The organism is Rhizobacter sp. Root1238 (genome assembly GCF_001425825.1).
In the GTDB taxonomy this organism is placed as follows: domain Bacteria; phylum Pseudomonadota; class Gammaproteobacteria; order Burkholderiales; family Burkholderiaceae_C; genus Rhizobacter.
On the sequence record NZ_LMDM01000045.1, the window covers coordinates 226,341 to 238,504 of the forward strand.

8 protein-coding genes are annotated in these 12,164 nt (G+C 66.9%); 6 read left to right on the forward strand and 2 right to left on the reverse strand.

What is annotated here, in order from left to right:
- Positions 1-16: 16 nt before the first annotated feature.
- On the reverse strand, positions 17-1,039 hold the full coding sequence (gene galM, locus ASC98_RS24055; RefSeq protein ID WP_056815365.1) for a galactose-1-epimerase: 1,023 nt from the start codon (positions 1,037-1,039) through the stop codon (positions 17-19).
- Positions 1,040-1,119: 80 nt separating this feature from the next.
- Between galM and ASC98_RS24060 the strand changes: the two genes are divergently transcribed.
- From ASC98_RS24060 to ASC98_RS24080, 5 genes are all read left to right on the forward strand, one after another.
- On the forward strand, positions 1,120-2,583 hold the full coding sequence (locus ASC98_RS24060) for a potassium/proton antiporter (protein WP_056815368.1): 1,464 nt from the start codon (positions 1,120-1,122) through the stop codon (positions 2,581-2,583).
- Positions 2,580-5,048 (forward strand): ligase-associated DNA damage response DEXH box helicase, encoded by a 2,469-nt coding sequence (locus ASC98_RS24065; protein WP_056815370.1) that lies wholly within the window; start codon positions 2,580-2,582, stop codon positions 5,046-5,048. The genes ASC98_RS24060 and ASC98_RS24065 overlap by 4 nt, the downstream gene beginning before the upstream one ends.
- Entirely contained in the window at positions 5,048-5,446 is a 399-nt protein-coding gene (locus tag ASC98_RS24070) for a YkvA family protein (protein WP_056815416.1), read from the forward strand. Before ASC98_RS24065 ends, ASC98_RS24070 begins: the two co-directional genes overlap by 1 nt.
- Positions 5,443-5,943 carry a thermonuclease family protein gene (locus tag ASC98_RS24075; RefSeq protein WP_056815374.1) on the forward strand — a complete coding sequence of 167 codons (501 nt, stop codon included), beginning with the start codon at positions 5,443-5,445 and terminating at the stop codon, positions 5,941-5,943. The genes ASC98_RS24070 and ASC98_RS24075 overlap by 4 nt, the downstream gene beginning before the upstream one ends.
- A gap of 232 nt (positions 5,944-6,175) precedes the next feature.
- A complete protein-coding gene (locus ASC98_RS24080; RefSeq protein WP_157598078.1) occupies positions 6,176-7,615 on the forward strand; it encodes a hypothetical protein in 1,440 nt (479 codons plus the stop codon).
- A 31-nt stretch (positions 7,616-7,646) separates the two neighbouring features.
- On the opposite strand, the gene ASC98_RS24085 is transcribed toward ASC98_RS24080, so the two are convergent.
- A complete protein-coding gene (locus tag ASC98_RS24085; protein WP_157598079.1) occupies positions 7,647-10,598 on the reverse strand; it encodes a hypothetical protein in 2,952 nt (983 codons plus the stop codon).
- Between the two features lie 224 nt (positions 10,599-10,822).
- Between ASC98_RS24085 and ASC98_RS24090 the strand changes: the two genes are divergently transcribed.
- On the forward strand, positions 10,823-12,103 hold the full coding sequence (locus ASC98_RS24090; protein WP_056813775.1) for an IS256 family transposase: 1,281 nt from the start codon (positions 10,823-10,825) through the stop codon (positions 12,101-12,103).
- Positions 12,104-12,164 lie beyond the last annotated feature (61 nt).

Below are 12,164 nucleotides of genomic sequence, written 5' to 3' on the forward strand. Positions count from 1 at the left end.
TTATTCAGGTTTCGTTTCAGCGCACCGTGAACGCGTAGCGCAGCGCCTGCTCGAAGCGCTGCCCCGGCCGCAGCACGCAGCCCGGCCACTCGGGGTGGTTCGGCGTGTCGGGCGAGTACTGCGGCTCGAGCGCGAAGCCGGCGTGTTGCGCATACGTCGCACCGGCCACGCGTGTCGGCGAGCCGGGCAGGTAGTTGCCGCTGTAGAACTGCAGCGCCGGCAGCCGCGTGTGCAGCGCAAGCGCCACCCGGCCGTCGCCCGACAGCACCTCGGCGGCCGGCGCGCGGCCGTCGGCGCAGGCGTCGTCGAGCCAGTACGAGTGGTCGTAGCCGCGTGTGAGCTGCTGCTGCTCGTCGCGCATCAGCGCCTCGCCGATCGGGCGCGGCGTGCGGAAGTCGAAGCCGGTGCCGGCCACGTCGTGCCGCTCGCCGGTCGGGATCGAGCCGGCATCGATCGGCAGGAACTGCTGCGCCGCGATGCGCAGCCGGTGCGCGCGGATGTCGCCGCCGGGCGCATCGCCGTCGAGGTTGAAGTAGGCATGGTTCGTCAGGTTGACCGGGCACGGCGCGCTGACGGTGGCTGCCAGTTCCACCTGCACGTCGAGGTCGTCGCCGAGCCGGTAGCGCACCGTCGTCTCCATGCGGCCCGGGTAGCCCTGGTCGCCGTCTTCGCTGACGAGCGACAGCACCAGCTCGGTCGGCGTGTGCGAGACCGGCGTCCACACGCGCTTGTCGAAGCCGACCGGCCCGCCGTGCAGCTGGTTGCGGCCTTCGTTCGGCGCCACCGACACCTCGCGCCCGTCGAGCGGGAAGCGCGCGCCGCCGATGCGGTTGGCATAGCGGCCGATGGTGGCGCCGAGGTAGCCGGTCTGCCGGCGGTAGTCGTCGAGCCGGGCGCAGCCCAGCAGGACCTCGCGCGGTGCGCCGCCGGGCAACGGCACGGTGCAGGACACCCAGGTGGCGCCGTGGTCCATCACCTGGATGGACAGGCCGGCGGCGTTGGTCAGCGTGAAGACAGCGGTATCGAGGGCGAGGCTCATGCGGATGTAGGCAAAGGACTGCAGCGAAATCAGGCCGCCAGTGTGCCTCGGGTTGAAGGCCCTCTGATAAGGTCGCCCGGATGCACGCCTTTTTCCTCCTGCTGCTGGCGAGCGGGCTGTTGATCTTCGTCAGCCTGCTCGCAGGCGTGTTCTCGGCCCGGCTCGGGCTGTCGTTCCTGCTGGTGTTCCTGGCCGCCGGCATGCTGATCGGCGTCGACGGCCCGGGCGGGTTGCGCTTCGACGACACGCAGATGACGGCCTGGGTCGGCAACGCCGCGCTCGCGGTGATCCTGCTCGAAGGCGGCATCAGCACCCCGATGGCGAGCGTGCGCGCCGGGCTGAAGCCGGCCCTGTCGCTCGCGACGCTCGGCGTCGTGCTGACCGCGTTGATGGTCGGCGCGGTCGCGGTGGCGGTGATGGGCGTCGAATGGCGCTATGGCTTCCTGCTCGGCGCGATCGTCGCGTCGACCGATGCGGCGGCGGTGTTCTCGCTGCTGCGCCATGCCGGCATCGAGCTGCCGGAGCGGGTGTCGGCCACGCTCGAGATGGAGTCCGGCCTGAACGACCCGATGGCGGTGTTCCTGACGCTCGCGATGACGGCCGCGATCCGCACGCACGCCGGGCTGGGCGAACTCGCGCTGCTGTTCGCGACGCAGGCCGGCTTCGGCCTCGCGATCGGCCTGGCCGGCGGCTGGGGCGTGGCCTGGCTGCTGAACCGGCTGACACTGACCGTCGAGCACAGCGGGCTGCTCGCGCTGATCGTGCTGTCGGGCGGGCTCGCGGTGTTCGCGGCGGCCGGCCTGGTCGAAGGCTCGGGCTTCCTCGCCGTCTACCTGTTCGGGCTGCAGGTGCGGGCGCGGGCCGAGGCGGCGGCGCATGGCGCATCGTCGGCGCTCGACGGTTTTGCATGGGCCGCGCAGGCCAGCCTGTTCGTGCTGCTGGGGCTGCTGGTGTCGCCGCGGCAGATGCTGGGCATGGCGGTGCCGATCGTCGCGGTGGTGGCGGCGCTGCTGTTCGTCGCGCGGCCGCTGGCGGTGTGGCTGTGCCTGGCGCCGCTGCGCTTTCCGGCGGCGCAGCGGCTGTTCATCGGCTGGGTCGGCCTGCGCGGCGCGGTGCCGATCGTGCTGGCGCTGTTCCCGCTGATGGCCCAGGTGCCCGACAGCTACCGCTTCTTCAACATCGCGTTCGGCGTGGTGCTTGCATCGCTGCTGATGCAGGGCATCTCGCTGCGCTGGGTCGCGAACCGGCTCGGCGTGGTCGAGCCGCCGGCGCTGCCGCCGGACGAAGAACGCGCGGTGCAGGGCCGGCTGACGCTCGACGCGCAGCTGCCGCTGGCCGATGTGTTCGCGTTCTTCCAGCTGCCGGTGCCGCACAACGCCGGACCGTCGCTCGGCGACTGGATGACCGACAGCCTGGCGCGCGGGCACGTCGAGGGCGATGCCGTCGAATGGCACGGCGCGCATTTCGAGGTGCAGGACATGGCGGAAGGGCGGGTGTCGCGGGTCGCGATGGCGCTGCGCTCGCGGGACCCGCAGGCGCAATGAGCCGACCGGCCGCGAGCCTGGGCGCACGCTGGTTCGCGCAACGCGGCTGGAAGCCGTTCCCGTTCCAGCGCGAGGTCTGGAAAGCGATGGCGGAGGGCCGCAGCGGCCTGCTGCATGCCACCACTGGCGCCGGCAAGACCTATGCGGTGTGGTTCGGCGCGTTGGCGAACGCGACGCGCTGCCGCGTCGACCCGCTGGCGGCCAAGGCTCCGCCGCTGGGCGTGCTGTGGATCACGCCGATGCGTGCGCTGGCCGCCGATTCGGCGCGTGCGCTGCAGGTACCGCTGGCCGAACTGGGCAGCGGCTGGAGCCTCGGCCTGCGCACCGGCGACACCGCGTCGGCCGAGCGCGCGCGGCAGGACAGGCGCTTCCCGACCGTGCTGGTGACGACCCCCGAATCGCTGAGCCTGATGCTCACCCGCGAGGCGGCGCGCGATGAACTGGCCGGCGTGCACACCGTGATCGTCGACGAGTGGCACGAGCTGATGGGCAACAAGCGCGGCGTGCAGGTGCAGCTGGCGCTGGCGCGGCTGAAGCGCTGGAACCCGGGCCTGGTCACCTGGGGGCTGAGCGCGACGCTCGGCAACCTGGACGACGCGATGCGCGTGCTGCTGGGCGACACGCCCGGCACCGCCGTGCGCGGCAGCCTCGACAAGAGGCTGGTGATCGACACGCTGCTGCCGCACGAGCCGGGCCGCTTTTCGTGGGGCGGGCACCTTGGCAAGCAGATGCAGCAGCCGGTGGTCGACGAGATCGAGCGATCCGGCACCACGCTGGTGTTCGTCAACATGCGCTCGCAGGCCGAGGCCTGGTACCAGATGCTGCTGGCGCAGCGCCCGGAGTGGGCCGGCACCGTCGCGCTGCACCACGGCTCGCTCGACCCGTCGGTGCGCGAATGGGTGGAACTGGGGCTGAAGGAGGGGCGCCTGAAGGCGGTCGTCGCGACCTCGTCGCTGGACCTGGGGGTCGACTTCCTGCCGGTGGAGCGGGTGCTGCAGATCGGCTCGGCCAAGGGCATCGCGCGGCTGCTGCAGCGTGCCGGCCGCAGCGGCCATGCGCCGGGGCGGCCGAGCCGCATCACGCTGGTGCCGACCAACACGCTCGAGCTGGTGGAAGCGGTGGCCGCGCGCCGCGCCGCGCAGCAAGGCCGCATCGAGAAGCGCGCGACGCCCGAGAAGCCGTTCGACGTGCTGGTGCAGCACCTGGTGACGGTGGCGCTCGGCGGCGGCTTCACCGCCGATGCGCTGTACGACGAGGTGACCGCCGCGCACGCCTACCGCGCGCTGGCGCGCGACGAGTTCGACTGGGTGCTGGCCTTCGTCGAACGCGGCGGCAGCAGCCTGGGGGCCTACCCGGAATACCACCGCGTGCAGCTGGTCGACGGCGTGTACCGCGTGCCCGACCGCGGCATCGCGCGGCGCCACAAGCTGCAGGTGGGCACCATCGTCGCCGACTCGGCGATGCAGGTGAAGTACCTGAGCGGCGGGCGCATCGGCACGGTGGAAGAAGGCTTCATTGCGCGGCTGCGGGCCGGCGACTGCTTCGTCTTCGCCGGCCGCACGCTCGAATACGTGCGCACGCAGGAGATGACGGCCTACGTGCGGCGCGCCGAGGGCCGCAAGGGCGTCGTGACGAGCTGGGCCGGCAGCAAGATGCCGCTGTCGAGCGAGCTGGCCGATGCGGTGCTCGAGGTGCTGGCCGCGGCCGACGCCGGCGATTTCGATGCGCCGGAGCTGCAGGCCGCGCGGCCGATGCTGCAGGCGCAGCAGCGCATTTCGCGGCTGCCGACGCCGGGCACGCTGCTGGTCGAGCGCATCCGCTCGCGCGAAGGCCAGCACCTGTTCCTGTACCCGTTCGGCGGTCGCAACGTGCACATCGGGCTGGCGAGCCTGCTGGCCTGGCGGCTCGCGCGCGACGCGCCGAACACCTTCAGCATCTCGATCAACGACTACGGGCTGGAGCTGCTGAGCGCGTTGCCGATCGACCCGCAGCCGCTGCTGGACGGCACGCTGTTCGGCGACGTGCAGCTGCAGGACGACGTGCTCGCGAGCCTGAACTCCAGCGAGCTGGCGCGCCGGCGCTTTCGCGAGATCGCGCGCGTGGCGGGGCTGATCTTCACCGGCTACCCGGGGCAGGCCAAGAGCGCGCGCCAGCTGCAGGCGTCGAGCACGCTGTTCTACGAGGTGTTCCGCAAGTACGACGGCGGCAACCGGCTGCTCGACCAGGCGGAGAACGAGGTGCTGAGCCAGGAGCTTGACATCCGGCGGCTCGCCGCCAGCTTGGAGCGCATGCGGGGGCAGCGCATCGAGTTCGTCGAACTCGCGGTGCCCAGCCCGTTCGCGTTGCCGCTGATGGTGGAGCGCTTTCGCGAGAAACTCACCACCGAGAAGCTCAACGACCGCCTGGCCCGCATGCTCAAGGACATGGAGCGTGCGGCCGATCCCAGGAACCAGGACCCCCGATGATGTTGCGCAAATCCCGGCTGCTGCGCGCGGCCAACACCGCCCGGCTGGCCACCTACCTGATCGCACTGTGGAAGCTGTTCAAGCACCCGCAGGCACCGCGCGGCGCCAAGTGGGTGGCGGTCGCGGTGCTGGCCTATGCCGTCAGCCCGATCGACCTGATCCCCGATTTCATCCCGGTGCTCGGGCAGCTGGACGACCTGTTGATCATCCCGCTCGGCGTCGCGCTGGTGCGGCGCATGACGCCGGACCCGCTGTGGCAGCAGTTGCTGATCGACGCCGAGAAGGCGCGCGAGAAGCTGCCGCGCTGGTGGTGGGGCGCGTTCGTGGTGGTCGTCGTGTGGCTGCTGCTGTTCGGCGGCTTCGTCTGGTGGTTGTGGCACGGGCTGTTCGGCGCATGACGCGGCGGTGCGCACTGGCGCTGGCATGGCTGCTGGTGGCCGGGCCGGTGGCGGCGGCCAGCGGTGTCGTGACGCACGTGACCGATGGCGACACGCTGTGGGTGCGGGTCGACGGTGCATCGCCGCGCGCGAAGCCGAAGAAGCTGCGGCTGCAGGGCATCGATGCGCCGGAGCGTTGCCAGGCCTGGGGACCGCAGGCGGCCGAGGCGCTCGGCCGGCGCGTGCTGCAACGGCGCGTGCGCTTCGAGACGGTGGCGCAGGACGGCTACCACCGCAGCATTGCGCGGGTGTCGGTCGATGGCGACGATGTGGCCGCGTGGATGGTGGCGCACGGGCATGCGTGGGGCGACCACTACCGGCGGCGCGATGGCGGCCGCTATGGGGCGCTCGAAGCGCAGGCAAAGGCGGCCAGGCGCGGGCTGTTCGCGCAGCCCGGGGCGATCGAACCGCGGGTGTTCCGTAGGATGCATGGGCGCTGCGAGGTGACTGCGCACTGACAGTTACATCGTTTGCCGGCGCTGAAGGCGAATTGGCGACAACGGCGCCCTACCATCCGCGCGAGTTCAACAGGGAGCGTCGATGAGCAGGACGATCGGGCGCTTCGCGCGGGGTGGTGTGGTGGCCGCGTGCAGCGTGGCGGCGGCCTGCGTGCTGAGCGCCTGCGGCGGTGGGGGCGATGGCGGCGCAGGCCCGGCCACGCCCGACCCGGGGCCGCCGACGCCGACCGGGTTGACCCTGACCGGCAAGGTGATGCGCGGCTACCTCCAGGGCGCGGTGGTGTGCGTCGATGCGAACGACGATCTGCAATGCAGCGACGCCGAACCGTCGGCGGTGACCGATGCGCGGGGCGACTACACGCTGGTGCTGAGCGCGGCGCAGGCGGCGCTGCTGGCGAGCGCGCGGCTGGTGGCGCAGGTGCCTGCTTCGGCGATCGACGCATCGACCGGCGCGCCGGTGGGCAGCGAGCAGGTGCTGCTGGCACGGCCCTATGAGGCGGGGCGCACAACGTATCTCTTCACGCCTGTGCGCACGCGCGTCGAGCAGTTGGTGTGGGGCGGTGTCGCGCGCGAAGAGGCCGAGGCCGTCGTGCGGCGTGGTGCCGGGCTGGTCGACCTGGCGCTCGACGACGACTACATCGCGGCCGCCGACGGGCTGCATCGCGACGAAGCAACCTGGGTGCGCGAGCAGGCGGCGGCGTGGTTCGGCCAGCAGGCGCGCGGCTTGATGGCGATGCTGCACCGGCCGTCGGACGCCTGGTTCAACGCGCAGGTGGGTGCCGGCGCCTTTGAGCTGTCAGCGGATCCGGGACGTGATGGCACGGTGTTCACCGCGACGGCGATGAACCTCGCGCCGGGGTCCGTGGCGGGCGAGATGCTGGCCTCGCGGCGCACGTGGAGTTTCGATCCGGCGGTCGACACTGCGTTTCACGGCTACGCGCCGATCAGCGAGCGATCGGATTTTCTCGACGAGACGGCGGGCTGGCTGGACGGCGATCCGCAAGGGACGCTGGCGCAGCGGCTCGACGCAGGGCGCGTGCTGCAGCTGCGCAGCGGGATCGCGGTCGCGGCCGAGTTCCGCGACGTCGAAGACCTTGCGGGCCGCGCGATCACGCGCGATGACGTGGGCGGCACGGCGGACGTGGCGGTGACCGGCACCTACCCCGCGGGCGCGCAGCGCTTCCGCCACCACGCGCGTGTGCAGTGGCGTGCCGGCGGCTATGCGCGGGTCCACGAGGAAGGCGAGCCGTTCGGGATGACGTTCGTGAGCCTCGACCAGTTCATCACGTCGCGCCAGGTGCAGCCGGATGGCAGCGGCTCATGGCGCGGGCTGCGCGGGATGGACGCGAGCGCGGTCGAGATGGGCTTCGACGGACAGGGCGGCGTGATCTTCCGCGACACCACGACGCTGCAGCCGCTGGGCGGCGCCGCGATCGAGACCTTCACGTTCGGCGGCGTGCCGGTGCTGCGCGTGCCGTTGAGCGACCAGGCGAGCGCGGCGGAGTTCGGGGTGCTGGGGGTCAGTCTTTATTTCGCGGTGTATCGGGGGGTGCATCAGCTGGACATGGTGGAGGCGGGGGCGATGGAGGTGGGTGGGGCGGAGCGTGAAGGGAACTGCGGGGCGATCAATGCTTTGACGCAATCGCTGCTGGCACCTGCGGCTTGCCAATGACTTGAGCTGTGCATCTCGCCCGAAAAGAGTGTCAGTCCGAGTCTGTCGCGCTACCTGAATGATTTGCGGACGACTCGGTGAGGTTGGTGCTGATACCGCTGGCATCCCCATTGGTTGCGTTTTCCGCGCCATCTGATGCTTCTACCAACAAGTTGGTGAGCCCGGTGACCGTGCTGGGACTGACCCCGTCCTTTCGGGCAGCGATGTGTGTCCGCAATTGCTGAACGATATTCCTGTTTGCCGCCTTGATTATTTTCTTTACTTCGTCCGGCTTGGCATCGACGATTTCCTTGTTTGCGGATTCGATGATCCTGCTGATTTCATCCACCTCGGCATTGAGCAAGGTCTCGTCTGGATGAACGATTCGCGTCAGGCGCTCGCAAGCATTGTGTACACCCAAGCCGAGATCGACGACGTTGATCTGAGCGTAGATATCTTCCCAAAATGTCGATCTGCTTTGATCGTAGGTCAGCATCCCCTGCTTGTCGATCAACCTGTCGTCGATCTGGAACGCGAGCAGCGTTCGGAATCGGGTTACGACACCCCGGCACCGATCCCGGTTGAATCCCCGCAAGTATGACTTCGCGTAGGGATTCAGAATGCTCGAATTGGGTGGCGAGAACTTGTTGTTCAACCTGGCTTGCCGCTGACGATTTTTCTCGAGAATGAATTGCCAGTAACAGTACGATGCCAGGTAGCCGGCGGAAGAACCTCCCAACGCGACCAATCCCCCCAGGATTTGGACCACCTTCGAGATAATGTCAGCGGTGTCGTGTTCATAGGTTGACTGTGCCTTGGCAACGGCGGCGGAAAAATCAAAGATGCTTTTGACCAGCGTGAATGCCGTCGTCCCGGCAACGCCCTTCTTGGCAAATCCTTGGCCACCCTTTTGTGTTTCCTGCTCGGTCTTGTAGCTGCTTGCCTCGATGTCGCCGAATATCCTCATCAGGTCATTCCAGGCGAGCTCATCGTTTGCAGTCACTGCGCCTCCGGCTGCGATGGTCAGGGCGCTGCGCAAGAGTAGAACGCTGTCTGGCGATATCAGATGATCGTCGAGCAGACGGGTGATGGACCCTTCCTTGGCTCGGCCGATGGCAGTAACTATCTGCTCGTAGTGAGCCAAGAGGAAATTCACCTCGGGAGGCACGGCGATGCTTCGCTGCGTGAAGCATACTTCCATGAAATGCTGCCGTTCTCCAGGGGATTTCAGTGCCTCGAATTGGACGATCAACCACTCGTACGGGTCAGACTCGTCAACGGGAGCGACCGCAATATTGACGATGTGGGTCATGAGCGCCGATGCCGAGCAGTGCAGATCGGACTCCAATGACTTGACAACGCAATCGAGAACTCGCCACATTCGTCCCCGCAGCATCAGATCGAATGCTTCGGGATTGACGTCGCCCTCGGCGTCGGTGAGCAGGCCATGAGGCTGCAGCATCAATGCTGCCGAGTAGGCTATGAATTTGCGCTGGTAGTCGTCGGCGGACGCTTCTGGCAGGTTCCACCAGTACCGCATTGGATTCGCTATCGAGAGCCCGAAATTCGCGACCTCGAACGCAAACCCCCACGGGTTGAACCCGGTGCACTGCTCTACCAGTTGCGAGGTTTCGGTAGCGTTGGCATTGATTCCCATGTCGGCGAGCTGCGAGCCTGCCCAAGTGATGTTGTTGGCCATTGATGATGCCGCCGTGACGACCGACCTGGGGACGCAATGCCCCAAGCGGGCACTCGTGGAAATCAAATTCAGGGTGGCCTGGAGGGCAAAGGCCTTGTATCGTGCGGCCCGAACCTTCGACTGTGACGGAGCGGAATTGAACGTGGCTGAGATCTCCGCAAGTGCCAATTCCTTCCTGAGATTCCCCTCTTCCTTGGCAAACTGCTTCTTGACGGTGGCGTTCGACGGAGATTGAACCCGCTGGATTCCCAGATTGACCAAGGCCAGGCGTTGCGTGATGAGCTTGACTTTGTGCTTCTGCTGTATTGAAAGGCGAGACTTGTCGTTTAATTTATTGAGGCGCTTTGACAGCGCCTTCGCGTGCCTGTTCAGTATCCCCTGGATACTCGAGTCGTCGGACAAATTTCCATCGCAATAGAAGTTGACCATCTCGATGAGGTCTTGGCTCCAGCGCACGTCCTTTGCGTTGGCGTAAGGCACCGACTCCAGCTTCTCGCCCGCCGCTGTGAAGACTGGCACCTTGTAGTCGATGGAAGAAACGTTGAGCGCATAGGGGATGCCGGCCAATTCGTAGCCCTTGACGCCGGGTGGTTGCGCGTGCGCGCCCAGGAGGAAGCCCATCGGCGTAACGCACAGTTGTACTCCTACCTGAAGTGTCTTGATGCCGAGCTTGATGTAGTTGACCGTCGAGCCGTGCAAAGCAGGTCTGGCGCCCTCCACCAATACACTCAAGCCATTTGCACCAATGCTCATTGCTTGAGTCAACAGGAATGTCTTCCTGGAGCTGTCGCTATAACGGTTTCCCCCATCCGCGAAGGCATCGAGAAGCTCCTCCTGTGTCCATACGATCGAGTGACCGCTTCTGCCTTCGGGAATGGCGATATACCCAATGGCTTTCAGGAATGACGTACCGCAACTGGCCGCGACCCAGCGGATGGCTTCGACGTTCAATTCATTGTTGTCGATGGCTCCTAGCAGCCAGGTCTGGATCTGAGCGCAATCGATGATGTTTTTCTGAAATTCGGGGTCCTTTTTCCATTTGCGCCGCCAGAAGGTTTGTTGCTCATCGAAGGCGTGCTGGAACGCACTGCTTTTCGACCCGGAATGGAGTTTGGGTCTGGCGCCTCGGCCCTCAAAGGCAGGGGCATCGCGGTACGCATCGCCGAGCGGAAATGGCTGTCGAAGGTCGAGACGGTCCTCCTCATCGGAGGAATCGGCGAAAGATGCGCTTCTCCATTGGCTGGCCGTCCACCGAGCGCTCGAGGCCGAACTGATGGAGGCGGACATTGAATTGCGTTGCTTCATGTGAGGAGTCGAGTTACCGAGCTTTGAGTTCTTGGAAAGGGCACGTGGGGGATCTCAACGGAGCCTGTCAGTAATTTTGTGTGCGAGGCATAGCATGACGACCAGGAGCATGTATGCCAAGCAAGACGAAGACGAAGAACGAGGCGATCGCTGCGAGGACGGCGGTGCTGNGAGCCTGTCAGTAATTTTGTGTGCGAGGCATAGCATGACGACCAGGAGCATGTATGCCAAGCAAGACGAAGACGAAGAACGAGGCGATCGCTGCGAGGACGGCGGTGCTGCCGAAGATCCCGAAGGAACTGCTGGATCAATTCACTCAAGGGCCGATGACGGCCGAGGCGATAGCGGAAGCGTCGATGGCGTTCAAGAAGGCGCTGATCGAGCGGGCGCTGGGTGGCGAGCTGAGCCATCACCTGGGCTATCCGCCCGGGGGTGAGAAGCCGGCCGAGGCGGACAACCACCGCAACGGAGCCAGCGCCAAGACGGTGCTGACCGAGGATGGCCCGCTGCGCATCGAGGTTCCCCGGGACCGGGAGGGATCGTTCGAGCCGCTGCTGATCGGCAAGCACGAGAGGCGCTTCACGGGCTTCGACGACAAGATCGTGGCGATGTACTCGCGCGGGATGACGGTGCGCGAGATCCAGGCGTTCCTGGCCGAGCAGTACCAGACGCAGGTGTCGCCGGAGTTCATCAGCTCGGTCACGGACGCGGTGATGGCCGAGGTGACGGCCTGGCAATCGAGGCCGCTGGAGGTGATGTACCCGGTGGTGTTCTTCGACGCGCTGAGGGTGAAGATCCGGGAGGAGGCGGTGGTGCGCAACAAGGCGGTGTACCTGGCGCTGGGCGTGCTGGCCGACGGCACACGCGACATCCTGGGGCTGTGGATCGAGAACACCGAAGGCGCGAAGTTCTGGATGAAGGTCTTCAACGACCTGAAGACGCGAGGCGTGGGCGACATCCTGATTGCGGTCACGGACGGGCTCAAGGGCATCGGCGAGGCGCTGGGCGCGGTGTTCCCGGCCACCACGCTGCAGACGTGCATCGTCCACCTGATCCGCAACAGCCTGGACTACGCGGGCTGGAAGGACCGCCGGCCGCTGGCGGGCGCGCTCAAGCCGGTGTACACGGCCACCAGTGCGGAGGCCGCAGCGCAGGCGCTGGACGAGTTCGAGCACGGTCCGTGGGGGCAGAAGTACCCGACGGTCACGGCCGCTTGGCGCCGCGCCTGGGATCGCGTGATACCGTTCTTCGCGTTCCCGCCGGAGGTGCGCCGCGTGATCTACACGACCAACGCGATCGAGAGCATCAACAGCCAGCTGCGCAAGATCATCAAGACGCGCGGGCACTTCCCCAGCGACGACGCGGCCACCAAGCTGATCTGGCTGGCACTGCGCAACATCACGGCTGACTGGGGACGCGCAGCCAAGGAGTGGCGCCCCGCGATGAACCAATTCGCTGTGGTCTACGAGGAGCGATTCACACTGCCGGCGCACGGCAGTCGATAAGCGAGTCGGCCAATAGCCAATTCAGCTCAACCGCCTCGCACACAGAAATCCTGACAGCCCC

Excerpts from the sequence above, each read along its gene's own strand:
- galM (WP_056815365.1), bottom strand. The coding sequence starts at position 1,039 with ATGAGCCTCGCCCTCGATACCGCTGTCTTCACGCTGACCAACGCCGCC.
- ASC98_RS24060 (WP_056815368.1), top strand. The coding sequence starts at position 1,120 with ATGCACGCCTTTTTCCTCCTGCTGCTGGCGAGCGGGCTGTTGATCTTC.
- ASC98_RS24065 (WP_056815370.1), top strand. The coding sequence starts at position 2,580 with ATGAGCCGACCGGCCGCGAGCCTGGGCGCACGCTGGTTCGCGCAACGC.
- ASC98_RS24070 (WP_056815416.1), top strand. The coding sequence starts at position 5,048 with ATGTTGCGCAAATCCCGGCTGCTGCGCGCGGCCAACACCGCCCGGCTG.
- ASC98_RS24075 (WP_056815374.1), top strand. The coding sequence starts at position 5,443 with ATGACGCGGCGGTGCGCACTGGCGCTGGCATGGCTGCTGGTGGCCGGG.
- ASC98_RS24085 (WP_157598079.1), bottom strand. The coding sequence starts at position 10,598 with ATGAAGCAACGCAATTCAATGTCCGCCTCCATCAGTTCGGCCTCGAGC.
- ASC98_RS24090 (WP_056813775.1), top strand. The coding sequence starts at position 10,823 with ATGCCAAGCAAGACGAAGACGAAGAACGAGGCGATCGCTGCGAGGACG.